27 protein-coding genes and 1 tRNA gene are annotated in these 23893 nt (G+C 61.1%); 15 read left to right on the plus strand and 13 right to left on the minus strand.

Features of this window, described 5'->3' with window-relative positions:
- Positions 1-113: 113 nt before the first annotated feature.
- Entirely contained in the window at positions 114-770 is a 657-nt protein-coding gene (locus tag Q0864_RS02810; RefSeq protein WP_298565972.1) for a hypothetical protein, read from the minus strand.
- 4 nt (positions 771-774) lie between these two features.
- Entirely contained in the window at positions 775-2382 is a 1608-nt protein-coding gene (locus Q0864_RS02815) for a peptide chain release factor 3 (RefSeq protein ID WP_298565973.1), read from the minus strand.
- A 121-nt stretch (positions 2383-2503) separates the two neighbouring features.
- Here Q0864_RS02815 and Q0864_RS02820 point away from each other — a divergent pair, with 121 nt between their 5' ends.
- Positions 2504-3283, plus strand: coding sequence for an SDR family oxidoreductase (locus tag Q0864_RS02820; protein ID WP_298565975.1), 780 nt, complete (start codon positions 2504-2506; stop codon positions 3281-3283).
- A gap of 21 nt (positions 3284-3304) precedes the next feature.
- Here Q0864_RS02820 and Q0864_RS02825 read toward each other — a convergent pair whose 3' ends face one another.
- Positions 3305-3913: a hypothetical protein gene (locus tag Q0864_RS02825; RefSeq protein WP_298565977.1), complete on the minus strand. Its 609-nt coding sequence runs from the start codon at positions 3911-3913 to the stop codon at positions 3305-3307.
- A 158-nt stretch (positions 3914-4071) separates the two neighbouring features.
- On the opposite strand from Q0864_RS02825, the gene Q0864_RS02830 reads away from it, so the two are divergent.
- The 3 genes from Q0864_RS02830 (at position 4072) to Q0864_RS02840 (ending at position 6678) form a co-directional block, all read left to right on the plus strand.
- Positions 4072-5115 carry an aldo/keto reductase gene (locus tag Q0864_RS02830; protein WP_298565979.1) on the plus strand — a complete coding sequence of 348 codons (1044 nt, stop codon included), beginning with the start codon at positions 4072-4074 and terminating at the stop codon, positions 5113-5115.
- A 94-nt stretch (positions 5116-5209) separates the two neighbouring features.
- On the plus strand, positions 5210-5731 hold the full coding sequence (locus Q0864_RS02835) for a lipocalin family protein (RefSeq protein ID WP_298565980.1): 522 nt from the start codon (positions 5210-5212) through the stop codon (positions 5729-5731).
- A gap of 41 nt (positions 5732-5772) precedes the next feature.
- Positions 5773-6678, plus strand: a complete 906-nt coding sequence (locus Q0864_RS02840; protein ID WP_298565982.1) for an EamA family transporter — start codon at positions 5773-5775, stop codon at positions 6676-6678.
- Between the two features lie 3 nt (positions 6679-6681).
- On the opposite strand, the gene Q0864_RS02845 is transcribed toward Q0864_RS02840, so the two are convergent.
- Positions 6682-7395 (minus strand): NUDIX hydrolase, encoded by a 714-nt coding sequence (locus Q0864_RS02845; protein WP_298565983.1) that lies wholly within the window; start codon positions 7393-7395, stop codon positions 6682-6684.
- 9 nt (positions 7396-7404) lie between these two features.
- Positions 7405-7824 carry a DUF983 domain-containing protein gene (locus Q0864_RS02850; protein ID WP_298565985.1) on the minus strand — a complete coding sequence of 140 codons (420 nt, stop codon included), beginning with the start codon at positions 7822-7824 and terminating at the stop codon, positions 7405-7407.
- Between the two features lie 198 nt (positions 7825-8022).
- Between Q0864_RS02850 and Q0864_RS02855 the strand changes: the two genes are divergently transcribed.
- From Q0864_RS02855 to Q0864_RS02870, 4 genes are all read left to right on the plus strand, one after another.
- Positions 8023-8667, plus strand: coding sequence for an EF-hand domain-containing protein (locus Q0864_RS02855; RefSeq protein ID WP_298565987.1), 645 nt, complete (start codon positions 8023-8025; stop codon positions 8665-8667).
- A gap of 78 nt (positions 8668-8745) precedes the next feature.
- Entirely contained in the window at positions 8746-9333 is a 588-nt protein-coding gene (locus Q0864_RS02860; RefSeq protein WP_298565988.1) for an RNA polymerase sigma factor, read from the plus strand.
- Positions 9320-9739, plus strand: a complete 420-nt coding sequence (locus Q0864_RS02865) for a hypothetical protein (RefSeq protein ID WP_298565989.1) — start codon at positions 9320-9322, stop codon at positions 9737-9739. The genes Q0864_RS02860 and Q0864_RS02865 overlap by 14 nt, the downstream gene beginning before the upstream one ends.
- The gene (locus Q0864_RS02870) at positions 9736-10251 is read left to right on the plus strand and encodes a periplasmic heavy metal sensor (protein ID WP_298565990.1); all 516 of its coding nucleotides are present in this window, start codon (positions 9736-9738) and stop codon (positions 10249-10251) included. The genes Q0864_RS02865 and Q0864_RS02870 overlap by 4 nt, the downstream gene beginning before the upstream one ends.
- Before the next feature lie 63 nt (positions 10252-10314).
- Here the strand turns inward: Q0864_RS02870 and Q0864_RS02875 are convergent, their stop codons facing one another.
- On the minus strand, positions 10315-11700 hold the full coding sequence (locus tag Q0864_RS02875; protein WP_298565991.1) for a diguanylate cyclase: 1386 nt from the start codon (positions 11698-11700) through the stop codon (positions 10315-10317).
- Positions 11701-11800: 100 nt separating this feature from the next.
- Between Q0864_RS02875 and Q0864_RS02880 the strand changes: the two genes are divergently transcribed.
- The 5 genes from Q0864_RS02880 to Q0864_RS02900 all read left to right on the plus strand — a co-directional run bounded on the left by Q0864_RS02880 (position 11801) and on the right by Q0864_RS02900 (position 14979).
- Positions 11801-12079, plus strand: coding sequence for a DUF3572 domain-containing protein (locus Q0864_RS02880; RefSeq protein ID WP_298565993.1), 279 nt, complete (start codon positions 11801-11803; stop codon positions 12077-12079).
- Positions 12080-12121: 42 nt separating this feature from the next.
- Positions 12122-12817 (plus strand): HAD family hydrolase, encoded by a 696-nt coding sequence (locus tag Q0864_RS02885; RefSeq protein WP_298565995.1) that lies wholly within the window; start codon positions 12122-12124, stop codon positions 12815-12817.
- Positions 12818-12907: 90 nt separating this feature from the next.
- The gene (locus Q0864_RS02890; protein ID WP_298565997.1) at positions 12908-13498 is read left to right on the plus strand and encodes a heme NO-binding domain-containing protein; all 591 of its coding nucleotides are present in this window, start codon (positions 12908-12910) and stop codon (positions 13496-13498) included.
- Positions 13495-14577 carry a diguanylate cyclase gene (locus Q0864_RS02895; RefSeq protein ID WP_298565999.1) on the plus strand — a complete coding sequence of 361 codons (1083 nt, stop codon included), beginning with the start codon at positions 13495-13497 and terminating at the stop codon, positions 14575-14577. Before Q0864_RS02890 ends, Q0864_RS02895 begins: the two co-directional genes overlap by 4 nt.
- A gap of 45 nt (positions 14578-14622) precedes the next feature.
- A complete protein-coding gene (locus Q0864_RS02900; protein ID WP_298566001.1) occupies positions 14623-14979 on the plus strand; it encodes a hypothetical protein in 357 nt (118 codons plus the stop codon).
- 120 nt (positions 14980-15099) lie between these two features.
- On the opposite strand, the gene Q0864_RS02905 is transcribed toward Q0864_RS02900, so the two are convergent.
- The 7 genes from Q0864_RS02905 to Q0864_RS02935 all read right to left on the minus strand — a co-directional run bounded on the left by Q0864_RS02905 (position 15100) and on the right by Q0864_RS02935 (position 21102).
- Positions 15100-15174: transfer RNA gene (locus Q0864_RS02905), tRNA-Glu, on the minus strand.
- Positions 15175-15266: 92 nt separating this feature from the next.
- On the minus strand, positions 15267-17015 hold the full coding sequence (gene recJ, locus Q0864_RS02910; RefSeq protein WP_298566003.1) for a single-stranded-DNA-specific exonuclease RecJ: 1749 nt from the start codon (positions 17013-17015) through the stop codon (positions 15267-15269).
- Positions 17012-17581 (minus strand): cysteine hydrolase family protein, encoded by a 570-nt coding sequence (locus Q0864_RS02915; protein ID WP_298566005.1) that lies wholly within the window; start codon positions 17579-17581, stop codon positions 17012-17014. The genes recJ and Q0864_RS02915 overlap by 4 nt, the downstream gene beginning before the upstream one ends.
- A complete protein-coding gene (gene glpX, locus Q0864_RS02920) occupies positions 17581-18552 on the minus strand; it encodes a class II fructose-bisphosphatase (protein WP_298566007.1) in 972 nt (323 codons plus the stop codon). The genes Q0864_RS02915 and glpX overlap by 1 nt, the downstream gene beginning before the upstream one ends.
- A gap of 84 nt (positions 18553-18636) precedes the next feature.
- Complete coding sequence (locus Q0864_RS02925; protein WP_298566009.1) at positions 18637-19389, minus strand: ceramidase domain-containing protein; 753 nt, start codon at positions 19387-19389, stop codon at positions 18637-18639.
- Between the two features lie 7 nt (positions 19390-19396).
- Positions 19397-20683 (minus strand): homoserine dehydrogenase, encoded by a 1287-nt coding sequence (locus tag Q0864_RS02930; protein WP_298566178.1) that lies wholly within the window; start codon positions 20681-20683, stop codon positions 19397-19399.
- Positions 20684-20814: 131 nt separating this feature from the next.
- Entirely contained in the window at positions 20815-21102 is a 288-nt protein-coding gene (locus Q0864_RS02935) for a hypothetical protein (RefSeq protein ID WP_298566010.1), read from the minus strand.
- Between the two features lie 141 nt (positions 21103-21243).
- Between Q0864_RS02935 and Q0864_RS02940 the strand changes: the two genes are divergently transcribed.
- Both Q0864_RS02940 and dnaG read left to right on the plus strand, forming a co-directional pair.
- On the plus strand, positions 21244-21831 hold the full coding sequence (locus Q0864_RS02940; RefSeq protein ID WP_298566012.1) for a TetR/AcrR family transcriptional regulator: 588 nt from the start codon (positions 21244-21246) through the stop codon (positions 21829-21831).
- Between the two features lie 52 nt (positions 21832-21883).
- On the plus strand, positions 21884-23851 hold the full coding sequence (dnaG, locus tag Q0864_RS02945) for a DNA primase (protein ID WP_298566014.1): 1968 nt from the start codon (positions 21884-21886) through the stop codon (positions 23849-23851).
- The last annotated feature ends 42 nt before the right edge of the window (positions 23852-23893 follow it).

A 23893-nucleotide genomic window follows, 5' to 3' on the forward strand; every position in this document is an offset into this window, starting at 1 on the left:
TGGGAAGGGAAGGCCCGTATGGCCGGTGCACAAAGCTTGCGCCCCTTCAATATGCCATGTGGGTAAAGAAAAACCGGGCTATGGTCAACAACATGGGTGCGTTTGCGAACAATTCAAGCAAAGCGGTGTGATTGTTGCCGGGTTTGAGCGGATTCGTGCAAGACCGGCGTGTAACCCGCGCGCAGAACCTGCACCAGCGGCGCCGGGGTCAGCACGATTGCCACGCCAGATGGTCTGCGAATCTGCGGGCCATAGGTCATTGATCGAAAAGGAAGAAGGTGGTCATCGACGACAAGATGTGGTGCGCCATCGTGCAGCACAAAGCTGCTGTTCGGCAGGGTATCCAGTGCGGCCTTGTGACGGATTTGCGTGCGCGTTCGATCGACCCGGTCATGATGCAGACATTTATCAATCGCTTTGTGACCCTCGTTTCGACCTGTGGCGGTTGCCCAAGCGGCCTTGAACGCGCGGTAAGCTTCTGGACGGCAATAGGCGCAGGGGCGGTGGCCCGCGGCCAAGCCTACCGCCTCGTCCAGAAAGAACAGCGGCGTCCAGCCGCGTGCAGGCATGGGGCCATGATAGCGCCCCTTGGGATGGGTCAGCGTGCAAATGATCCAGTGGTGGTGTTTCCAGCGTGACGTGCCAAGGCGGCCATGGGTGAAGGGCAGAATACCCCGGTTGCCGGTGAACATCCCGCGCGCGTGGTCCGCCACAATCTCACCCGTTGGCAACACGCGGTTTTGCAAGGGCGAGGGGCGATGCGTGGGCATGGAGTCAGACCATCATTTCCTTCGTCGCAGACAATTTCAGTGCCGGATAATCACGTTCAACACGGTCGATATCCCATTGAAGACGCGTCAGAAAAACCGGGTCGCCGTCATTGTCGTGCGCGATGTGCTGCTTGTTGGCTTCGACCAGTTTTTCAACCTCGTCCTTGTCGCCAACAATCCAGCGGGCCGAGGTGAACTGGGACGCCTCGAACCGCACCGGCAGGCCGTATTCCAGTTCGATCCGGCTGGCGAGCACTTCAAACTGAAGCGCGCCGACGACGCCGACGATGAAGCCGGACCCGATATTGGGTTTGAACACCTTGGCCGCACCTTCTTCGGCGAATTGCATTAGCGCCTTTTCAAGGTGCTTGGCCTTCATCGGATCGCCTGCGCGCACACCTTGCAAAAGCTCGGGCGCGAAGGAGGGGATGCCGGTGGCGCGGATCATCTCGCCTTCGGTCAGCGTGTCACCGATGCGCAGCTGGCCGTGGTTGGGGATGCCGATGATGTCGCCGGCCCAAGCCTCTTCCGCCAATTCGCGGTCAGAGGCGAGGAACAACACAGGGTTTGACACCGCCATCGGCTTTTTCGTGCGCACATGGGTCAGCTTCATCCCGCGTTTGAAATGGCCTGACGCCAGCCGCACGAAGGCCACGCGGTCGCGGTGTTTGGGGTCCATATTCGCCTGAACTTTGAACACAAAGCCCGCGACTTTGCCTTCCTCGGGCGCAATGGCGCGGGGGCTGGCCTGTTGGGGCTGCGGTTCGGGACCGTATTGGGCGATGCCTTGCATCAGTTCCTGCACCCCGAACGAATTGATCGCCGAGCCGAACCAGATCGGGGTCATGTGGCCTTCCAGCACAGATTTGGGGTCAAGGGTGGGCAGCAATTCGCGCGCCATCTCAACCTCTTCCAGAAACTTCTCAAGCATGTGCGCGGGGACGTGCTCGGCCAGTTTGGGGTCGTCCAGCCCGTTGATCTCGATGGTTTCGGCAACCACATTGCGGTCGGCGCGGTCCATCAGTTCCAGCCGGTCGTTCAGCAGGTCGTAGCAGCCCAGAAAATCGCGGCCCATGCCGATCGGCCAGCTTGCGGGCGTCACGTCAATCGCGAGATTTTCTTGAATTTCATCAATGATATCAAACGTATCGCGGCTTTCGCGATCCATCTTGTTACAAAACGTCAAGATCGGCAGATCGCGCAGGCGGCAGACCTCGAACAGTTTCTGCGTCTGGCTTTCCACACCTTTCGCCCCGTCGATCACCATGACGGCGGCGTCCACGGCGGTCAGCGTGCGGTAGGTATCTTCCGAAAAATCCGAGTGGCCGGGCGTGTCGACCAGATTGAAGCGATACTTGCCGAAATCAAACGACATGGCCGAGGCCGAGACGGAAATGCCGCGATCCTGCTCCATCTTCATGAAGTCCGACCGGGTGCGGCGCGATTCACCCTTGGCGCGCACCTGTCCGGCCATCTGAATGGCGCCACCATACAGAAGGAATTTCTCGGTCAGGGTCGTCTTGCCGGCGTCCGGGTGGCTGATGATCGCAAAGGTTCGACGGCGCGCAATCTCGGGCGGCAAGTTGGGGCGGTTTGATGCTGTGTCTAACATGGGATCGCATATAGCGACGGGCGCGGGTGCGCGCAACAAGCATGGGTGCTTTCCTCGTGTGGGTGGCCCTGCTAGGTCTGGGATGAACTGGGCACGTGATGCCGGAAGATGGGAGAGACCGATGGATCTGGGAATTTCAGGCAAGCGGGCGCTGGTATGTGCGTCCTCTAAAGGGTTGGGGCTTGGATGCGCGCGGGCTTTGGCGCGGGAAGGCGTGTCGCTGGTGATGAATGCGCGCACCGAAGGGCCATTGTTGGACGCGGCCAAGGCGATCCGTGCAGAAACAGGCGTGGACGTGGTGACGGTTGCCGCGGACGTGACGACAGAGGATGGGCGCAAACGGGTGCTGGACACTGCAGGCGACGTCGAAATTCTAGTAACCAACGCAGGTGGCCCACCCCCCGGCATGTGGTCGGATTGGGATCGCGACGATTTCATCGCGGCGTTTGACGCCAATTTGCTGGCGCCGATTGCACTGATGCAGGCGCTTGTTCCCGGCATGGCGGATCAGGGATGGGGCCGGGTGGTGAATATCACCAGCTTCTCGGTCAAGGCACCAATCCCTGTGCTTGGCCTGTCCAACACCGCGCGCACGGGCCTGACGGGCTTTGTGGCTGGCACCGCGCGTCAGGTCGCCGGGCAGGGTGTGATCATCAACAACCTTTTGCCGGGGATCCATGACACCGACCGTGCCGCCGCGCTGGACAAGGGCGTGGTCGAGGCGCATGGCGGATCGGTTGACGAAGCCCGCGCGGCGCGTGCGGCCACGATCCCGGCCGGTCGCTATGGCACGGCGGAGGAGTTTGGCGCGACCTGTGCCTTTCTGTGTTCCCAACATGCTGGTTTCATGGTGGGGCAGAACGTGCTCCTGGATGGCGGCGCGGTGAACGCCACCTTCTGATCTGCTTTTGACAGACCGGAGCTATGGCCGTTCGGAGCGCGGTGGGGTCAAGGCAAAGCCGTTGCCCTGTGGGCGCACGGACCAGTGGCGCGGCGGGTCCGACCGCGCCCGCTGTCGGCTCAGCGCCCAACGGTCCGGGTCGGGCCAGTGATCCGGTGCCATGTGCCAGCGGCTTTCCACCCCCTGCGCCCCACCATCCGGGGTCAGCAGCAGCGCCGTCGGAGCGCGGCCGGACAGTTGTGTTCCGGTTTCGGCGGCCAAGTGCAATCGGCGGATCGGGGTCAGGGCGGGGGGCTTGTCCATTTCACCGACCACCAGCGGCACGACACCTGCGCGCAATGTTTCCTGCAACGCCCACAGCACGTCCTCGGCCCGGTCCACCTGCACGAAGATGAACCGCGCGGGGTCGGCAAAGGGCACCATGCCCGGCCCATGCAGTCGGGATGTCCCCCATCCGGGCGCGATCCAGAAAACCGGCCCTTCGTTGGCACCGGCCACCATCATTGCCAGCGTCTGGCGTGCAGGGCCGCAAAACTCGTGCACCCGCGCCGGTGTCAGCGTCAGGTCGCCCAGAAAGGCAAGCCCGCGTGCCGGGCGATGTGGGCGGCGATCAAGGGTCACGTGTTGCATGGGGGCAGATTACGATGTTCGCTCAATGTTCTCAAGCGCGTTCTCAAGTCCGGTCTTGCGCTGGAATGGGGTCTTGCCCTTGCCCGCGCGATCGGCAACCTTGCCACGACAGGGAAACTGCCAACGCCCGCAAAGGCAAAACGACACGGAGATGCGCGATGAGGATGAACAAACTGGCAGGTGGACAGCTCGAAGTGAGTGCGCTGTGCCTGGGCTCGATGCTGTGGGGATCCACCAACACCGAGGCCGACGGCCACGCCCAGATTGATATGTCGCTGGATCACGGTATCAACTTCATCGACAGCGCCGAGATGTATCCGGTCAACCCGATCAAGGCGGAAAGATGCGGTCGGTCTGAGCAGATAATCGGAAGCTGGATCGCCAAAAGCGGGCGGCGCGATGATGTGGTCATCGCCACCAAAGTGTCAGGCGACAATCCGGGCTGGAAGCGGGACGGCAAGGGCTATGACGGCGCGATCATTCGCGAGGCGGTCGACGACAGCCTGACCAAACTGAACACCGACTATATCGACATCTACCAGACCCACTGGCCCATTCGCGGCAGCTATGCGTTTCGGCAAAACTGGACGTTTGATCCATCAGCCCAGAACAAGGCTGAGATCGAGGCGCATATGCGCGACGTTCTGGGCGCGATGGCTGAGGTCGTGGCCGCCGGCAAGGTGCGTCATTTCGGTCTGTCCAATGAGAGCGCGTGGGGCACGGCACAATGGTTGCGCATCGCACGCGAAATGGGCGCGCCCGAAGTCATCTCAATCCAGAATGAATACAGCCTGATGCACCGTCTGGCAGACACCGACCTGGCCGAGCTTTGCGTGAACGAAGACGTGGGTGTGTTATCCTTTTCGCCTTTGGCGACGGGACTGTTGACCGGAAAATACCAAGGCAACGCCGTGCCCAAAGGGTCGCGGATGGACCTGTCGCCGGGGTTGGGCGGGCGGGCCACTGCGCGCGCGTTTGAAGCCGTGGACGCCTATCTTGAGGTGGCAAAGAAACACGGGCTGGACCCGGTCCATATGGCGCTGGCATTCGTCGTTTCGCGGCCCTTTATGGGGTCGACCATTTTTGGCGCCTCGTCGATGGAGCAACTGGCCCGCGTGTTGGACGGCAGGAACCTGACCTTGTCGGACGAGGTGATGAAAGACATCGATACCGCGCACCGCGCCCATCCAATGCCGTTCTGACCCGATGCGCCCCGCGCGCTTGCGTCACGGTGGGCTTACACCGTAGCCTTACCCACCAGACATATGTGACATCCCGAACCGGAAGGAGCAGGCCATGAAACGGCGGCAGGTATTGAAAGCGGCAGTGGCGCTGACTGTTGGCGCGGGCATGACCGCCTGCGTTGGTGGCGGCACCGGTGTCGAATTTCACCGCAGCAAGAAACGGACCCTCAGCTCGACCACGCGGTTTGATGCGGCTCGTTTTGCCGGTCGTTGGGTGATCCGGGGCGAATTTGTCTATCCCGGCGAAACGCCGTCCTTCGGGGCGGTGAACTTCGCACAAAGCGGCGGCAAGATCACCGCATTGGATGTCTATGGTCCCGGCGGGCTGTTGGAGCGTTACCCAGCGAAACAACCCGCAGCGGGCCGCATTTCTGTCGGGATGGCCCCATTTGACACTCAATACTGGGTGCTTTGGGTCGATGCCGATTACCGCACGGCTGCGATCGGCACGCCCTCGGGCAGTTTTGGCTGGATCATCGACCGCGCGAAATCTGGCGGTGAAGACCGGATCAAGGCCGCGCGCGATGTGTTGGGGTTCAACGGCTATGACCTGTCGCGGCTGAAGATCAGCTAAGCACGCTGGCGTTTTCGCCCCCGCCATGTCAAATGGCGTAGATGCAAGCTTGGATCCCCATAACGATCGCTGCGGCGTTTTCGCAAAACCTGCGCTTCATGCTGCAAAAGCGGCTGAAGGATACGCGCTTGTCGTCGACCGGCGCGACACTTGCGCGGTTTGTCTATTCCGCGCCGTTGGTGGCGCTGATCCTTGTGGTCTATCTGGGTGCAACAGACCAAAGCGCGCCGGTGCCGGGGGGGCGTTTCTTCCTGTTCGCCTTCACCGGCGGCATTGCGCAAATCCTTGCCACGATCTGCGTTGTCGCCTTGTTTGCCGAACGCAATTTCGCCGTCGGCATCACCTTCAAGAAGACCGAGGTCGTTCTGACCGCGCTGGTCGGACTGGCAGTGTTGGGCGAAGGCGTTGGGCTGGCAGGTGGATTGGCCATCGCGGTGGGCTTTCTGGGTCTGATCTTGTTGTCGGACCCGCCCGCAGGCGGCAAGACCGGGTGGAAACGTTTCTTTAACAGGGCGGCTGCGTTGGGGCTGGGGGCAGGGTTCCTGTTTTCAATCTCAGCCATCGGGTATCGCGGCGCGGCCTTGTCCTTGCCAGCGCAAGACGTGATTGCGCGTGCCGGGTTCACCTTGGCCGTCGTCACGGCGTTTCAGTCCGTTGTGATGATGATCTGGATGTCCCTGCGCGAAAAGGGCGAGATCACGCGCGTTTTCACCGCATGGCGGGTCGGCGTTCTGGTGGGCCTCAGCTCAATGATCGGCAGCTTTTGCTGGTTCACCGCATTCGCGCTGCAAAACGCGGCACTGGTGAAAGCGTTGGGGCAGGTGGAGCTGTTGTTTTCTTATGCCGCGACGCTGTTTGTGTTCCGCGAAAAGGTCACCGGGCGCGAATATGCCGGGACCGCGTTGATCCTGCTGTCTGTGCTGGTTCTGGTGCTGTTTCTGAAATAGCCGTCAGCCAGCCGCCGTTAACGGGCCAACGCCGCCCAGACGTTCAAACAAGCTTTCCTCGTCCGAATTGTTGAAAAACGGCACTTCGGCAGGTGCACCCAGATCGGGCAGGTTGCCGACGATTTCCGCCAACACGACTTCGGTGATGAAAGGCAGGTCAAACCGGCGCACGTCGTCCAACGGGATCCACTGTAGATGGCTCAGCTCGTCCGATGCGCGCGAGAAATCGTCGATATCTGTGCGCAGCATGTCGGCGTCTATCGCGAAGAAGCGCGCATCAAACCGACGCGGGCGGCCTTTCGGTGTGATCGCGCGGAACACGAACGCCATGCCAAGGGCGGATGGGATAAAGCCTGCATCGGCAAACGATGCCCAATCATCGGGAACCGCGCCGGGCCATTCGCCGGGCGCGCCCAGTATCTGGCCGGTTTCTTCCCAAAGCTCGCGTATCGCAGTCACCAGCAAGGCTGATGCGATCGAGGGGTCGGCGTGTTCGCCCAAGCGGGTCAGACAAGGCTCGGCGCCCGCCTCGGCCAACGGCACCTTCGCATCCTCTGCATCAAGTGCCCCGCCGGGAAAGACAAACTTGTTGGGCATGAAGGCCGCCTTGGCGCCGCGCTGACCCATCAACACCTGCGGGCGCGTGGTCTTGTCACGGATCAGGATCACCGTCGCCGCGTCTCGAATGATTTTCGACTTGTCCAGCGTCTTGTCCATTACCAATCCCTATTGCGAGCGTTTGAGTGCAAACCCATGCATGCGTTTGGCCCATTGAAAGCCAACCATGAACCCCTTGAACCTGGGCAACAGATAAAGCGAGGCCGCAACCGTGCCAACCGTGAAGATCGACGCCAGCATCATTGGGTCCTGCACAAAATTCACATAGACGATATGCAGCATGGGGGCCATCACGTGCCCGACGACGATGATCGTCAAATAGGCTGGGCCGTCATCGGCGCGCTGGTGCATCAGCTCTTCGCCGCACACGGTGCAACTGTCATGGACCTTCAGATAGCCTTGAAACATCTTGCCGGTCCCGCAACTGGGACAGCGCTTGCGCCAGCCTTTCCAGATCGCGGGCTTCAGCTCGCGTTCCTGGCCGTCATCTTGCAGGTCGTTTTCGGTAAATGCCATGGCATCACTCATCTGTCGTGTCCTTCGTCGCGTATCAAGCCATCCTAAGGAAAGCGAGGCCGAAAATCATGTCACCTTTTGCCATTGCGTCGGGATGTCGCGTTTTTTTCGCGCGTCCAGCGACGGAATGCCGGGTCTGACCCGTTCAAGATACAGAACGTCGGGCAATACGTGGCGCGGCGCAAACAGGCAAGACAGAAGGATGACGTTATGACACTTAGCAAAAAAACCACGACCACCGCGATTGCACTGGCCCTTGGGGCGGCGCTGACGCTGACGGCGACCTCTGCGGTCGCGTTCGGCGGAAAAGATCGCGGCATGCAGGGTCCGAAAGGTGGGTTCATGCAGATGGAGTTTGCGGATCTGGACATGGACAAAAGCGGCCTGATCACGGCCGAAGACCTGCAAGCCCATTTCAGCGCAGAATTTGCGGCTGTCGATACGGATGGAAACGGCGAGCTGTCCCTTGAAGAGATGCAAGCCCATCGCGACGCCAAGATGGCCGCCCGTCAGGGTGCAGGCCAGCAAGGCAGTGGCCAGCAAGGTGGCGGGAAGACCGCAAAGGGGCCTGATGGCAAAGGGTCTATGACGCAAAAGCAAAAGGGTTGGATGATGGAGCGCATGATTTCCAAGCGCGACACCAATGGCAATGGCAGCCTAAGCCTTGAGGAAATGACCCCTGACACCGCCCGGATGGATCGCATGATTGACCGGTTCGACACCGATGATGACAACGCGATCTCGCAAGCTGAGTTTGACGAGGCGCAGAAGGAAGCGTTCCTGCGCAGCCGCAAAGGCGGGCATGGCAAAGGCGGGCACGGTAAGGGCGGCCAAGGCAAGCGCAACGGCGGCTAAAACAGATTGGCTCCCGCGGGTGGCGCGGGGGCCGCTTCGCCGGTTGTCAGGCAACCGGGGACCGGCTAGGCAGATTGGATGGAAATGGCCTTGGACGCGTATGCAGGGGCCTCGGACGACACGCTTCTTGTGCTTTACGGGAACGGGGATCCGATGGCCGCAGAGCTTCTGACCCGCCGGCTTGTGCCGCGGGTATTGGGCTATGCCACGCGCCTATTGGGCGGCGACCGGGCCGAAGCCGAAGATGTCGCGCAAGAAGCGATGTTGCGCCTTTGGAAGATCGCGCCCGACTGGCGCACCGGCGAGGCGAAAGTGTCAACATGGCTGTTTCGGGTGGTGTCGAACCTGTGCACAGATCGGCTGCGCAAACGACGCACGGTTGACATCGACGCGATCGAAGAACCGCAAGACGACGCACCGGGCGCAGTTGATCGGATGATCCAGTCCGACCGGGCGGCCGCCTTGCAACAGGCGCTGAACGCGCTGCCCGAGCGGCAAAGAATGGCCGTGACGCTTCGGCATATCGAAGGGGCGACAAACCCCGAGATCGCCGAGATCATGGAGATAAGCACCGAGGCCGTCGAAAGCTTGACGGCCCGTGGCAAGAAGGCGCTGGCTGTCGCATTGGCAGGCCGACGCGAGGAGTTGGGATATGGCAAAGACTGACAAAGATATGCTGGACGATCAAATGCTTGACGCATTTTTTGACGCGGCACGATCCGAGGTGACAGAGCTTTCGGCCGGGCTTGTGTCGGCGATCTTGGCGGATGCCGCAGCGCATCAGCCCGGCGCAGCAGGCCGTGGTGTATCGGACGGGCGCGACACCCGCCAGCAACCCAATGTCTGGTCCCGCATCACATCAGCCATCGGTGGCTGGCCCGCGCTGGCCGGGATGGCCACAGCAACGCTTGCGGGCGTCTGGATCGGGTTTGCAGCACCCACGCAACTTGAAACTTTGTCGGGCGGCTTGGTGTTGTCTGGCGAATACGCGGCCAATGAAGAGGTTTACGCCCTGGAGGACATGGCCCCCAGCTATTTCGGAACCGCGTTTTTGATGGAGGATGACGGATGAGTGCCGATCAAACCCACACCCCCAATGTGACCCCGCCGACCAAACCGCGCAAATGGCCGCGGATTTTGCTGGCCGTGTCGCTGACCTTCAACCTGCTGGTGCTGGGGCTTGTGGTTGGTGCCAAACTTGGCGACCATCGTGACCACGGGTTTGACACGCGCGGACCTGACCGGGGCGCGATCCGCGATCTGGGGTTCGGGCCGCTGGCCGGGGCGCTTGACCGCGAGGATCGTCGCAAAATCGGGCGTGCCTTACGCGACCGCTCGGGGTCGTTTGAGGACAACCGAAAGACGCTGGAACGTGATTTTCAGTCAATGCTCGACATTCTGCGCGCCGACGCCTTTGCCCCGGAGGCGCTGGCAGGTCTGATGGTGGCCCAATCCGACCGATTGCGCGACCGTGGCAGCACCCTGCGCGAACTTGTTGTCGAACGGTTAGGCGCGATGAGCACCGAGGAACGGCGCGCCTTTGCCGACCGGCTTGAACGCTCGGTCCGCCGACACACAAAGTGACGGAACTCTGCGCCATGACCGCCCCAGCTTTGCACGGTTTTTGGCCGGGTAGGGTGGCGCAGGTCAGGCCGCGTTGTGAACGAAGGTGACCAGATTGCGCCCGTCGGATTTTGAGACATAAAGCGCCCGGTCCGCAGCTTGCAAAAGCTCGTGCGCGCTACGCAAATTGCCCCGGCCCTCCGGTGACACAGCGACACCGATCGAAAGGGTGACCGGCACGTCTTGGCGCGACGAAGAGGACGCGACTGGGGTGTCCCCGACGGCACGGCGCAGCCGTTCAGCCATGTGTTGCGCCTGCTTGCGGGAAATGCCGGGCAACGCGATCAGAAACTCTTCTCCGCCATATCGCGCCAGCAGATCATGTTCACGCAAGTTGGATTTCAGGCGCTGTGCCACCTCGATCAGAACCTCGTCGCCAACGGGGTGGCCAAAGCGGTCGTTGATGGATTTGAAGCGATCCAGATCCAGCACCATAAGGGCGAAGGGTTGGCCGCTTGCATGCGCTTCGCGCTCCAGCCGTTCAAGATAGCTTTGCGCATAGCGCCTGTTGTGAAGCCCGGTCAGGGGGTCTTGCGCGGCCAAGGCCAGATTGGTGTCAAAGCTTTTGCGCAATGCATCGCCTTCAAGCTTTCGCGCCAGCAGCTTGCGCAAGCGTTCGGCCAGTTCGCGGGCATCGAATTCCGGGCGCAGGACCGCATTTGCCCCCAAATCCAGCGCCATCGAGCTGGGTGACGGCGTTTCGCCGCAATCCTGAACGATGATGACCGAATGGCGGGTCGTCTGACGCGACCGGAGTTCGCTGACCAGCCGCAATCCGTCCGAAGTGGTTCCAAGTGTCGACCCAATGACAAAAGCGTCCGGCACAGCAGACAGCGCGCCAAGGTCTTCCAAGGCCTGCGTTTGGGTCATAATGCTGATTTTGTTGCGCGTTTCAGCAGCCAGATGCATACGCCAGAGGATGCCAGTTTCGGCGCCCGGCGCAATCAGCGCGATTTTCGCCGCGTGATCAAAAGTCAGGGGGGCTTCGGCACAGCCAAATTCGCGCGAGATGTCGCGCCGCCGCAAAACCTCGTCATCCGTGCCGCGTGTGCGGATCAGGCTGCGCACCATCGCCAGCAGTGTTGCATCATCTTGCGGCCGAGAAAACACATCATCCGCGCCGGATTTCAGGATCTCAAGCCGACCATCGCGGTCTTCCTGATCCGAAATCACGATGATCGGAATGCGTTTGAGCACCGGATCGGCTTTCACGCGTCGGCAGGTGTCGATGCAGACATCTGACCGTCCGCGCCCCAACAAAATCAGATCAGGTTGCGTGCGGCGCGCCAATGCGTCCACATCCACACAGCGATCAGCCTGAATGACCTCATAACACGCGACGGTCAGTTTGACCTTCAGGACGATGCGATTGGTCGCAAGGTCATCCGCGATCAGGATTCTCCCACTCATATCGTCACGTTGCCCTTGTGATTGCATCAGCCCAGTAGTTCTGTTCATTGTGTCGTCAGATTGGTTAAGAAATCCTTTCCAAGTCTTAAGGAGTTTCCGTATGACGCCCGAAAATGCAGAAACCACCGCCCTGAATGTGCTGGGCTGGCTGGTCACCAATGACGAATTGCTGCCCGTTTTCATGGGGGCGACAGGGATTGATCAAGAGGCGCTCCGCCAACAGGCAGGGGCCCCGGACTTCATGGGTTCGGTTCTGGACTTCGTACTGATGGATGATGCTTGGGTGATCCAGGCTTGCGACGCGCTGAAGCTACCTTATGAAACGTTGGGCCGGGCCCGGCAACTGCTTCCCGGTGGTGCGCAAGTTCATTGGACCTGATCCCGGAAAGCGTTCAATCTCAACAAGATAGAAAGAAGTTTTATGTCCATAGACGCCTTACTTTTCGACAAGGACGGAACGCTGTTCCTGTTTGAGGCAACTTGGGAAAGCTGGGCGCGCGCGGTGCTGTTGCGTCTGTCGGATGGTGATCTGAGCCGGGCCGAGGTCTTGGGCCGCGCCATCGGTTTCGACTTGCCGGCGCAACGGTTCGAGCGTGACAGCGTCGTCATCGCCGGCACCCCGTCACAGGTTGTCGCTGCATTGCAGGCCCATATCGACATTGAGGCAAGCGCGCTGGAAAGACTTCTTAACGACGAAGCCGCCGTCGCGCCACAAGTCGAAGCCGTTCCGTTGACGCAATTTCTTGAAAACCTGCGCGGGCGCGGGTTGAAGCTTGGGGTCGCCACCAATGATGCAGAGCGCCCGGCGCGCGCGCATTTGACAGCGGCTGGGGTTGTTGCCCATTTTGACTTCATCGCGGGTTATGACAGCGGCTATGGGTCCAAACCCGCTCCGGGGCCCTGCAATGCCTTTGCCCAAGCTTGCGGGATCGCCCCCGACCGCATCGCCATGGTGGGTGACAGCTTGCATGACCTGCACGCCGGACGGGCCGCTGGCATGAGAACGATTGGCGTATTAACCGGGCTTGCAACGCGAGATGAGCTGTCGCCCCACGCCGACATAGTCTTGGACCATATCGGACATATCTCTCCTTGGCTGGACGACCAGCAAAGCTGAACGGCTGCTCTGAATTATCTTCGGTCTGAGATTTCCTGTTTGTTAACAAACGACTGTTAGCGTCACCTCACCTAACAATATGTGATGATGATGCACGGGCTGATCTTGTGGTCTTTTGAACGGTTTATGTGCCTGACCTATGGGCACGGGCGGTGGCGCGACATAATGCGCGACCTCGACCTGTCTTATGATAGTTTTGTCCCGATGTTCCGCTACGAGGCCAGTATGGCCACCGCTGTCGTCGACGCGACCGCAGCGCAGCTTGAAAAGCCCCGCGATATGGTGTTGGAGGATTTCGGCACGTTTCTGGTGACAGATGATCGCGCCGGCAGGGTGCGGCGCCTGCTGCGCTTTGGCGGCACCAGCTTTGTTGATTTCCTACACTCGCTTGAAGATCTAAGCGGCCGGGCGCAACTGGCTGTTCCCGACCTTGATCTGCCCGTGATCGAACTGGATGAAATCCGAGCAGATGAGTATGTGGTAACCTGCCGGGACGTGCCAAAGGATCTGGGCCATGTGCTGCTGGGCGTGTTGCGCGCCCTTGCCGACGACTATGGTACATTGGCCTTTCTGGAACATCTGGGCCGTGAGGACCAAACCGAAACGTTGTCCGTTCACTTGCTGGCGATGCAGCACGGGGAAGGGCGCGCCTTTCAACTGGCTATGGGGGGCGGCACATGAACGCCGAAACGCCCTTCCGGCTTGCCGCTCACACGCTTGATCAGTTGATGCCGATGCATCTTATCGTCGACGAAACCGCGCGCGTATTGCATGCGGGACCAACCATCACCAAGGTGCTGTCATCCGACCTGGTGGGCCGGGTCGTCTTTTCGCTCTTCGAATTACGTCGGCCACGTTTCGTGAACTCGATGCAGGATGTGCGCGCCTTGGGTGATGCCAAGGTCTATTTGCGCCTGAAAGATGGCTTCGGCACCCCGATGGTGGGAACGGTCGCGGTGCTTCCGGAGGCAAATCATGTTCTGATCAACCTTTCCTTTGGCTACGCCATTGTCGATGCGGTGGCGCGCTATGATCTTGCCGGTTCGGATTTTGCGCCAACAGACCTGACGGTCGAGATGTTGTATCTGGTGGAAGCAAAGACCGCCGCGATGGAAGCAACAAGCCAGTTGGCGCATCGCCTGCACGGGGAAAAGGCCGAAGCGCAAGAGGTCGCCATGACCGACGGGCTGACCGGGGTGTGCAATCGGCGGGCATTGGATGACACATTGGATCGGCAGATTTCGCGGGGTCTTTCCTTTTCGCTGATGCATATCGACCTCGACTTCTTCAAGGCCGTGAACGACACCTATGGCCACGCGGCAGGTGACGCGGTTTTGCGCAAGGTCGCAACCATTCTGTCCGAGGAAACGCGCGATACCGATTCGGTTGCCCGCGTCGGGGGAGATGAATTCGTCATACTTTTTGGTGGTCTGACGGATGCAGACCGTTTGCAGAGTATCGCCCGAAGGATCATTTCAAAACTCGAACAGCCAATCCCCTACAAAACAGACCTGTGCCGCATTTCTGCAAGCATCGGGATCGTGCGCAGCTCACTTTATGACACGATTGACGCGGACCAGCTGGCCGAAGACGCTGATCGGGCACTCTATATGTCAAAAAAACGAGGGCGCGCCTGCTATACGATGTTCACGCCAGATCATCCGTCCGACTGCGACGCAGAAGAGGTGAAACAAGGCACGATGAAACAGGGATTGGGGACAGACAAAGCGGCCATTGACACGACCTTACCGGAGCCCTAGCAGGGGGGCGATCCTATTGATGAACCTTTGGTGCAGGACTGCGCATTGACCTTTCTTTGCCCGACATTGGCCCGCGCTGTCGCTCTGTTGTGTCTGTCGCAACCGCTTGCGGCCGACACAGGCGAGGTCGTTCAGTCCATCATTGGGCGCACGCTTGTCGGGTCCGAGGCGTCGCATTCGATCATCCATGCCGACGGGTCACTCGAGGGGCGCTATAACGGTATCGCGTTTTCGGGAAAATGGTATCTGGACGGCGACCAATACTGTCGCGAGTTCACGCGCGGGATTGCCCTTGCCCAGTCTTGTGTGCAGGTGCGCGCTGACCGCGATGCGGCGGGCCGAATTGTTGGGGTGATCTTCGTGGGCGATGGCTACCGAACGCAATTCCACTTGATGGATTGACCGCAATATTTGCACGCATTTGCAGGTGGTTGCACAGAACCGTCGCACCTACAGGTCGAAGGTGTCGAAACGACAGCCGCGCATTGGAAGTGGCTTTGTCTGAGATGTTTTTGGGAAAAGTGGCAGCCCGTAGGGGAATCGAACCCCTCTTTCCAGGTTGAAAACCTGGCGTCCTAACCGATAGACGAACGGGCCACTCTGTTGGTGAGGGGGGTTCTATGAGAAAGGTTCAAAGCGCGCAAGAGGGTTTCGGCGCTTTTTTGAAAAAACTAACGGGCCCGTCAAAATCAGGCTTTGGCAGCGTCTTCAAGCCGCAGTTGCGGGCTGCAGCGACCTTGCCACTGGTTGATTTCAAGTCGCCCTGCCAAGTGGAACCGCGCGCCGCCATGTTGTTCTAGCATTGGCCCCATCGGACCATCGAATGCCCCAAACGCAATGGCGTCAATGCGGGTTCCCAGCCCATCCCCAAAGCTGACTTTAAGATGCGTTTGCCCGACGCGCTTTGCAAAGAGGATCTGTACATCGGGAAAGGCGAACCGCGGGGCGGGGGCCGCGGCACCAAATGGGCCGGCTTGTTCCAACGTTTCAATCAAATCGACGGTTGCGGCGGCAGGCATAAGAACCCCGTCAATCACAAGATCTGCCGCTCCCAAATCTCCTGCACCCTGTGCGGCCAGCATTTCGGACAGGCGTGCCATTGCGGGGGACAACTGATCGCGTGACAAGCTGAGTCCGGCCGCCATCTTGTGACCACCTCCTTTGCTGATCAACCCGTCCGCAGCCAGCCGATGGATCGCCGCGCCCAGGTCGATGCCCCTGACGGATCGGCCCGATCCTTTACCGTCATCCCCGTCAAAGCCGATCACGATGGCGGGGCGATTGGTGGCTTCCTTCAAGCGGCTGGCGACGATGCCGACCACGCCGGGATGCCAGCCATCTGCGGCGGCCCAGACCAGCGGGGCGTCCAACCCGCGTTGGGTGGCCTGATCCATCGCGGCGTCCTGGACACGGGCTTCAATTTCGCGCCGTTCTGCGTTGAGTTCATTCAGCTTTTCAGCGATGGAACGAGCTTCGTTCAGATCGGTGGTGGACAACAGCCGCGCGCCAAGATCGGCCTTGCCGATCCGCCCGCCCGCGTTCACCCGTGGCCCCATCAGGTAGCCAAGATGATAGGCGCGTGGGGCCTCGTTCAGGCCCGCCACGTCGGCCAGCGCAACCATGCCGGGGCGTGTGCGCCGAGCCATGATCTTCAATCCCTGCCGCACAAAGGCACGGTTGGCATCGGTCAGCGGGGCCACATCGGCGACGGTGCCAAGGGCGACCAGATCAAGCATTGAAATCAGGTCGGGGCCAGTGCGCCCCGCTTCGCGCAACACGCGCCCCAGTTCGACCAGCAGCAAGAAGACGACACCAGCGGCACACAAGTATCCCGGCGCGTCCAGTTCATCCTGCCGGTTGGGGTTCACCACGGCGTTGGCGTCGGGAAGCGTTTCGCCACCAAGGTGGTGATCCAGCACGACAACATCGGCGCCTTTCGCGCGCGCCGCGGCAATCGGCTCGAAGCTCAGCGTGCCACAATCAACGCAGATGATCAGGCTGTGATCGGCCGCCAGTGCCTCCATCGCTGGGGTGTTGGGGCCATAACCTTCGTCGATCCTGTCAGGGATATATAGCGTAACATCGCGCTGGAACTGTCGAAACCAGTCGATCAGCAGCGCCGCCGAGGTCGCGCCGTCAACGTCATAGTCGGCAAAGATGGCGACCGCTTCTTTCTGGTCAAGCGCTTGCAGAACGCGGGTGGCCGCGGCTTGCATGTCCTTCATCTTGCGTGGATCGGGCAGCAGGTCGCGCATGGTTGGGTCAAGATATCCCGGGGCTTCTTCGGCGGGCACACCGCGCCGGGCCAGCACTTTGCAAAGGGGTGCGGGCAGTCCGGTTTTCTGCTCCAACGCTTCGGATTGGCGGTCGATTTCAGACGAGGGGCCAACCCAGCGCCGCCCGGTGACCGAGCTGTCGACACCCAGAAAACTGCTCACCCCATCACCTCATCCGTTGTGCACACACAGGCGAATTCGCCGTTCAGGTGATCAAGGGCGGCGACGTGGATGTCGTGGGCTGTCGGGGGGCGCGTCGGGGTGGTGACGTTGCGCCAGCCCGCGTCTGCATTTCCTGTGAAGGCCGCGCAGGCGTCATGGGGCAGCGTCACGTCAAATCCAAGGTTTGCGGCCATACGGCTGGTGGTCGAGACGCAATGCGGCGTGGTCAAACCACAGATCACCACCGAGGTGACCGAGGCCGCGCGAAGCCGGGCTTCGAGATCCGTGCCAATGAAAGCCGCGTTTACGTGTTTGGTGAGCACAGGCTCGTTCGGCAGCGGCGTCACTTCGGGTTTGAAGTCAACGGCACCACCATCCGGGTTCAACGGGCTGCCAGGCGTGGTGGACAGGTGCTGAATGTGGAAAACGGGCCAGCTTTTGGCCCGCCAATGGGTAAGCAGCCGGGCGGCATTCGCTTCGGCTTCCGGGTTGTTACGAGCGCCCCAGAAGGGATCATCAAACCCCTTCTGGATATCAATCAAGATCAGCGCCCGCGAGTCTGTCATCAGCTGGCCGAGACAGGATTGCGATAGATCATGCGCCGCACCGATCCGGTTTTCGACCGCATCAGAATGGTTTCCGTCGTCAGAAAGCCCGGCTCGCGTTTGATGCCGGACACAATCGAGCCGTCGGTGACGCCGGTGGCGGCAAAGATCACATCGGCGGTGACCATTTCGTCGCGGGTATAGATGCGGTTCAGGTCGGTGATCCCGGCCTTGGCCGCGCGGCCGCGTTCGTCGTCGTTGCGGAAGGTCAACTGACCCCACATCTGCCCGCCCATGCATTTTAGGGCCGAGGCCGCCAGAACGCCTTCGGGTGCACCGCCGCTGCCCATATACATGTCGATGCCGGTTATGTCGGCTTCGGCACAGTGGATGACGCCAGCCACGTCACCATCGGTGATTAGGCGGATCGCCGCGCCGGTTGACCGGATGCCTTCGATCATTTCCTCGTGGCGGGGGCGTTCCAACACGCAAACGGTGATGTCCGACATGTCGCATCCGCGCGCTTTCGCCAGCGCCTTGACGCGGTCTGCGGGCGACATCTCCAGGCTGACAACGTCTTTCGGATAGCCCGGCCCGATGGCCAGCTTCTCCATATAGACGTCCGGGGCGTGCAACAGCGTGCCGCGCGGGGCCATGGCGATGACGGTCAGCGCGTTGGGCATGTCTTTCGCCGTCAGCGTGGTGCCTTCCAGCGGGTCAAGCGCGATGTCCACAGCGGGGCCTTCGCCGGTGCCGACCTCTTCCCCGATATAGAGCATCGGGGCTTCGTCCCGTTCGCCTTCGCCGATCACCACGGTGCCGTGTATTTCCAGCAGGTTCAGCTGATCGCGCATGGCGTTGACGGCGGCCTGATCCGCGGCTTTTTCATCCCCGCGCCCAACAAGGTTTGCGCTGGCCATGGCGGCGGCTTCAGATACACGAGCCAGACCCAGCGAAAGCATTCGGTCCAGAAAAACGACTTTATCGGCCATGAGGGCAATCCTTACTGTAAAAGTTGATCTCGGTTTAGAGCCCGCAGGGGGCAGGGGCAAGGGATTTGCCGGGTTTTTGACAGACTAAGCCGTGCGGGCGGCGGGGCTTCGGATCAGCCCCTGAAACAACAGCGCGATCATCAATCCGTTCAGAATGTGCCAGATGAAATGAGTGCCAGCAGGCCAGATCGCGCACAGGTGCATGTCCAAAGTGCGCAGCGTCAGGGACACCATGAAGGTCGCGGTGGCGGCCGCGATCCACGGGGCGATCGGGTGTCCGTTGCGGCGGCTGAGGGCAGCAAAGGCCAGGAGCGCCAGAACGGCGGGCAGGTATTGCTCGGACCCGTTCAGGAGAGAGTTGGCCGAAGCGGTGTGGTCATGCGCTTGCGTGGTCGGGGTAGGGGCGGTGGTGGTGGCGGTGGGAGGGGCCGCGCTGGTCTGGCTGCCGCTGCCATCTCCACCAAAGGCGAACAGCACAGCCGTGACACCAACTGCGATGGCCAACCCAAACCCGATACGACCGGGACGCACGCCGCCGATCCGGTGGATGGCGACCAGCACGAACAGCGCCACGAAGGTCCAGATCGGCACCACATCGGCAAGGCTGGACCACGCATTGGCGAAGGTGTGAAACAGAAAGCTGCCAACCCCGATCGCGGCGGCCAGCGCAATCAGCACGACGGTCATCACGTCGGTGCGGTCGCGCCGGCGGGCCTCGCGCCAGCCCCAGAGTGCGGCGACGACGAACGACAAGTTGGACAAGGCGTTCAGCGGCTCGGACCAGAAGTCGGCCCCGGTGCGTTCACAGTAGATGTCGACGGCGGCGAACCAGTCCATCGAGGGGTCAGACCTTTTCGATGCGAATGGCCACAGGTTCGCCGTCGACCACCTTGGTTTTGGCCAAACCAGCCAGAGCAGTGTCCAGCGCGTCGCGTGTGCATTTATGGGTCACGATCAGCACGGGCGCCAACTTCTGGTCGTGGCTGATCTGGCGCATCCGGTCGATCGAGATGCCGGCATCGCCCAGAACTGCCGCCACCTTCGCCAGTGCGCCGGGTTTATCGAGCAACACCATGCGCAGATAGAACGGCGCAGGTTTCATCGCCTTCACACCCGTGACCGGGCGCAGGGTGTCTGCTGGTTGTCCAAAGGTCGGGATACGCAAGCCGCGCGCAATGTCCATCACGTCGCCCATGACAGCGCTGGCGGTCGGGCCTTCGCCCGCACCGGGGCCGCGCAGCACAACCTGCTCTATGGCGTCGCCTTCGACGACGACCATGTTGGTGCCGCCTTCCAACTGCCCAAGCGGAGAGCTGTCAGGCACGAGGCAGGGTGTCATGCGTTGTTCCAGCCCGCGCCCCGTCATCTGTGCCACACCCAAAAGCTTGATCCGATAGCCCATTTCGGCGGCGTGTTCGATGTCTTCCAACTGGATGCGCTGGATGCCCTCAAGCTCGACCGCGTCGAAATTGACCTGCGTGCCAAAGGCGATGGAGGACAGGATCGCCAGCTTGTGGCCCGCGTCGATGCCGCCCACGTCAAGGTTGGGGTCGGCTTCCAGATAGCCCAGCTCGGCACATTCTTCGAACAAGGCGTTATAGCCGCGTCCGGTGGCCTGCATCTGGGTCAGGATGTAATTGCAAGTGCCGTTCATCACGCCCATGACGCGGGTGATTTCATTACCTGCCAACCCTTCGGTCAAGGCTTTGATGATCGGGATGCCGCCTGCCACGGCGGCCTCAAACCGCAGGCGAACGTCCGCAGCTTCGGCAGCCAGCGCCAGTTCCTGCCCGTGATGAGCCAGAAGTGCTTTGTTGGCGGTGACGATGTCTTTGCCTGCTGCTATCGCCGCTTCACAAGCGTCTTTGGCGGGGCCTTCGTGACCACCCATCAATTCGACGAATACGTCCACATCATCGCGTTTTGCCAGCGCGACGGGGTCGTCTTCCCAAGCGTAGTCTGACAGATCGACGCCACGATCCTTGTCGCGCGATCGGGCCGAAACGGCGGTGACCACCACGGCGCGTCCCGCGCGATCTTCAAGCAGGGCGGCTTGACGGCGAATGATCTTGATCACGCCGATGCCGACGGTGCCAAGACCTGCAATCCCAAGGCGCAAGGGGGTGCGCAGGGGGCTTGTGTCACTCATGTTGCTTCTCCGTCGGCTGTGATCGTCATCAGGCGACGTGTAGCCAATGGCTGCGAAGGGTGCAATCCGCGCGGGCGACGAATGGGGAAATATTCCGCCGTGTTGGGCAGCGTCTAGCGTTGCGCCAGCGCATCGTCCATCTGGGCCTCGGTCGCGGGGTCAATCACATCTGTGCCGCGCAAAGCGTCCGCGCGCGCGCGCAAACTGGCCGCTCGTGCTGCCAGATCGGCGGTTCCGTAATCGCCCTGATCTGGCGGGATTTGCGCCAACAGATCACCGATGGGTTGGATGGTCGGAAAAGGGGCCAATGCCGCGTCGCCCGCCGCGAAATCCGGGCCGGGCGCGCAGCCGACAAGCGCCAGCAGCGCCGCGACAACACAGGGCAGTAGGGGGCGGGTCATTGCGTGTGATCTCCGTTTCGGCCCATCGGGCTGGATTGACTTTAGCCGTGGGCGAAGGGGGCCGCAAGCCGCCACCCGGACGCCGCAAAGGGGGTGCAATCCGGGCTATGATTTGAACGACCGTTTAGTTATCAAGGCTCAATGGCACGTAAAACCGGATCTCACAGCGAAATCACAGGGCCGCGCGTTCGCGCTGCGGCGCTCAAGCTTTTTGCGCGTCACGGCTTTGCCGCCGTGTCCATGCGCCAGATCGCGGCCGAGGTGGGCGTGCAGGCAGGTGCGCTGTATCTCTACACCAAGGACAAGCAAAGCCTGCTTTACGATCTGATGCAGGCGCATATGGATGAACTTTTGTCCGCATGGGCCGCGCAGCCTAAGGCCGATGACGCAGTGTCCCGGCTGGAGGCCTTTGCGCGGTTTCACATCCAGTTCCATCTGGAACGCCCCGATGCCGTATTCATCGCCTATATGGAGCTGCGCAACCTGTCGGACGAAAATTTCGCAGCGATCGAGGCGTTGCGCCGCCGCTACGAGGGCGAGCTGGAAGCGATACTGCAAGCCGGGCAGGCCGAAGGGGTCTTGTCCGCGCCCGATATCCGCCTGACCACCATGGCGCTCATTGCCATGCTGACGGGGGTGAACACCTGGTATCGTGACGGTGGACGGCTGTCGCGCGACGCTGTGGCCGATATTTATTGGGACATGGTGCGCGGCGCGGTTGGCGCTTAATCAGGCACCTGACCCACTGGACTCTGACAGCCTTCGCGCCGATATATAGAACATGTCGCTTCCACCCGGTTTCCTAGATGAATTGCGCAATCGTCTGAGCCTGTCACAGGTCGTCGGGCGCAAGGTCATATGGGACAAGCGAAAATCCAATCAGGCCAAGGGCGATATGTGGGCACCTTGCCCGTTCCATCAGGAAGCAACACCGTCCTTTCACGTGGATGATCGTAAAGGCTATTACTATTGTTTTGGCTGCCACCAAAAGGGCGACGCGATTTCCTTTGTGCGTGAAACCGAGAATGTCGGCTTCATGGAAGCGGTCGAAATTCTGGCAGGTGAGGCCGGGATGCAAATGCCCGCCCGCGACCCGAAAGCACAGGAAAAGGCAGACCATCGCACCCAATTGGTCGAGGTGATGGAGATGGCCGTGAACCATTTCCGCCTGATGCTGAAAACCGGCGCTGGCACGGCCGCACGCGAGTATTTGACCCGCCGCGGCTTGAATGAGGCCGCTCTGGAACGGTGGGAAATCGGCTTTGCGCCGGACGCGTGGCAGGGGCTTTGGGACCACCTGAAAGGTAAGGGTGTCGCGGATGACCTGATCCTTGGGGCCGGGCTGGCCAAACCCAGTTCGAAGGGCGGCAAACCCTATGACACGTTCCGGGGGCGCATCCTGTTTCCGATCCGCGATGCCCGTGGCCGCGCAATCGCGTTCGGGGGTCGTGCGATGGACCCCGAGGAAAGCGCGAAATACCTGAACTCTCCGCAAACTGATCTGTTTGATAAGGGCCGCAGCCTGTTCAACCACGGACCCGCCCGAGAGGCGGCAGGCAAAGGCCAGCCTCTGATCGTGGCCGAAGGCTATATGGACGTGATCGCCCTGTCCGAGGCCGGGTTCGAGGCAACCGTCGCGCCCCTTGGCACCGCGATCACCGAAGACCAGTTGCGGCTTTTGTGGCGCATCGCGCCCGAACCGATCATCGCGCTGGATGGGGACAATGCCGGTTTGCAAGCCGCCATGCGGGTGATCGACAACGCGCTGCCCCTGCTGGAAGCCGGGCAGAGTCTGCGCTTTGCTATTCTGCCCGAAGGCAAAGACCCTGACGATTTGCTGAAGGAAAGCGGGCCGGCGGCGATGCAAACCCTGATCGACGCGGCAATCCCCATGGTTGATCTGCTGTGGCGGCGTGAAACCGAAGGCAAGAACTTTGACAGCCCCGAACGCAAGGCCGCGCTGGACAAGGATCTGCGCACGGCAATTGCGCGCATTCAAGACCCCTCGATCCGGTCGCATTATGGTCAGGCGATCAAAGACAAACGGTGGGAGTTGTTCCGGGCGCGGCCCAAAGGGCAGGGCGCAGCGCGTGGTTCATGGACACCCGGCAAAGGGCGCGGCTGGTCGCAAACACCGCCGGTGCTGCAATCCACCAAAAGCTCGTTGCTGGCGATGGCGGATGATCAAGCGCAAGAGGTGCTGCGCGAGGCGGTTATTCTGGCCGTGCTGATCCGCCGACCCGACAAGCTTGAACTGGTGGAAAGCCGGATGGAGCGGTTGGATATGATCGGCCCGGGCCACGGCGCATTGCAGCGCATCTTGCTTCGTCACGCCCATGAAGGGGCAGAGGTGCTCGAACGCACGATCACCGAACGAATGGGGGCGTCTGCCCTTGAAAAACTATACGCGCTCAACCATGTGCGGATCACCCCTGCGTTGCGTCATCCCGATGATGATGAGACCGTTGGGGCTTGTCTTATTCAGGAGTTGACGAAGCTCGAGGCGCTACGCGGCTTGCAACGCGAGGTGGCCGATGCGGCCCAAGATATGGATACGCTGCCGGACGAGGGCGTCACATGGCGCCTGGGGCAGGCGGCCGAGGCGCAACGCAACGCGCAGCGCAGCCAGACCGAGGACAAAGCCACCTATGAGGTTGCCGATAACGGGTCTCTTTTGAACCGCGATGAACGTGATGCGCTGGACAAGTTGTTGGCGCAAATCGACCCCACAAAGGGGAAAAGGAAATAACAACTCCGCTAGGGGGTCTGGCCTTTTGCTAAAGACCCGGCA

Origin of the sequence: uncultured Aliiroseovarius sp., from assembly GCF_947497285.1 — a bacterium.
Classification (GTDB): Bacteria; Pseudomonadota; Alphaproteobacteria; order Rhodobacterales; family Rhodobacteraceae; genus Aliiroseovarius.

What these genes read in the sequence shown, in the direction of transcription:
- Q0864_RS02830 (WP_298565979.1), top strand. Translation starts at nt 4,072, where the DNA reads ATGAGGATGAACAAACTGGCAGGTGGACAGCTCGAAGTGAGTGCGCTG.
- Q0864_RS02885 (WP_298565995.1), top strand. Translation starts at nt 12,122, where the DNA reads ATGTCCATAGACGCCTTACTTTTCGACAAGGACGGAACGCTGTTCCTG.
- Q0864_RS02810 (WP_298565972.1), bottom strand. Translation starts at nt 770, where the DNA reads ATGCCCACGCATCGCCCCTCGCCCTTGCAAAACCGCGTGTTGCCAACG.
- Q0864_RS02865 (WP_298565989.1), top strand. Translation starts at nt 9,320, where the DNA reads ATGGCAAAGACTGACAAAGATATGCTGGACGATCAAATGCTTGACGCA.
- Q0864_RS02845 (WP_298565983.1), bottom strand. Translation starts at nt 7,395, where the DNA reads ATGGACAAGACGCTGGACAAGTCGAAAATCATTCGAGACGCGGCGACG.
- Q0864_RS02890 (WP_298565997.1), top strand. Translation starts at nt 12,908, where the DNA reads ATGCACGGGCTGATCTTGTGGTCTTTTGAACGGTTTATGTGCCTGACC.
- Q0864_RS02895 (WP_298565999.1), top strand. Translation starts at nt 13,495, where the DNA reads ATGAACGCCGAAACGCCCTTCCGGCTTGCCGCTCACACGCTTGATCAG.
- Q0864_RS02820 (WP_298565975.1), top strand. Translation starts at nt 2,504, where the DNA reads ATGGATCTGGGAATTTCAGGCAAGCGGGCGCTGGTATGTGCGTCCTCT.
- Q0864_RS02850 (WP_298565985.1), bottom strand. Translation starts at nt 7,824, where the DNA reads ATGAGTGATGCCATGGCATTTACCGAAAACGACCTGCAAGATGACGGC.
- Q0864_RS02880 (WP_298565993.1), top strand. Translation starts at nt 11,801, where the DNA reads ATGACGCCCGAAAATGCAGAAACCACCGCCCTGAATGTGCTGGGCTGG.
- Q0864_RS02870 (WP_298565990.1), top strand. Translation starts at nt 9,736, where the DNA reads ATGAGTGCCGATCAAACCCACACCCCCAATGTGACCCCGCCGACCAAA.
- Q0864_RS02840 (WP_298565982.1), top strand. Translation starts at nt 5,773, where the DNA reads ATGCAAGCTTGGATCCCCATAACGATCGCTGCGGCGTTTTCGCAAAAC.
- Q0864_RS02925 (WP_298566009.1), bottom strand. Translation starts at nt 19,389, where the DNA reads ATGGACTGGTTCGCCGCCGTCGACATCTACTGTGAACGCACCGGGGCC.
- Q0864_RS02915 (WP_298566005.1), bottom strand. Translation starts at nt 17,581, where the DNA reads ATGACAGACTCGCGGGCGCTGATCTTGATTGATATCCAGAAGGGGTTT.
- Q0864_RS02815 (WP_298565973.1), bottom strand. Translation starts at nt 2,382, where the DNA reads ATGTTAGACACAGCATCAAACCGCCCCAACTTGCCGCCCGAGATTGCG.
- Q0864_RS02935 (WP_298566010.1), bottom strand. Translation starts at nt 21,102, where the DNA reads ATGACCCGCCCCCTACTGCCCTGTGTTGTCGCGGCGCTGCTGGCGCTT.
- glpX (WP_298566007.1), bottom strand. Translation starts at nt 18,552, where the DNA reads ATGGCCGATAAAGTCGTTTTTCTGGACCGAATGCTTTCGCTGGGTCTG.
- Q0864_RS02835 (WP_298565980.1), top strand. Translation starts at nt 5,210, where the DNA reads ATGAAACGGCGGCAGGTATTGAAAGCGGCAGTGGCGCTGACTGTTGGC.
- Q0864_RS02860 (WP_298565988.1), top strand. Translation starts at nt 8,746, where the DNA reads ATGGAAATGGCCTTGGACGCGTATGCAGGGGCCTCGGACGACACGCTT.
- Q0864_RS02875 (WP_298565991.1), bottom strand. Translation starts at nt 11,700, where the DNA reads ATGAGTGGGAGAATCCTGATCGCGGATGACCTTGCGACCAATCGCATC.
- Q0864_RS02940 (WP_298566012.1), top strand. Translation starts at nt 21,244, where the DNA reads ATGGCACGTAAAACCGGATCTCACAGCGAAATCACAGGGCCGCGCGTT.
- Q0864_RS02825 (WP_298565977.1), bottom strand. Translation starts at nt 3,913, where the DNA reads ATGCAACACGTGACCCTTGATCGCCGCCCACATCGCCCGGCACGCGGG.
- dnaG (WP_298566014.1), top strand. Translation starts at nt 21,884, where the DNA reads ATGTCGCTTCCACCCGGTTTCCTAGATGAATTGCGCAATCGTCTGAGC.
- Q0864_RS02855 (WP_298565987.1), top strand. Translation starts at nt 8,023, where the DNA reads ATGACACTTAGCAAAAAAACCACGACCACCGCGATTGCACTGGCCCTT.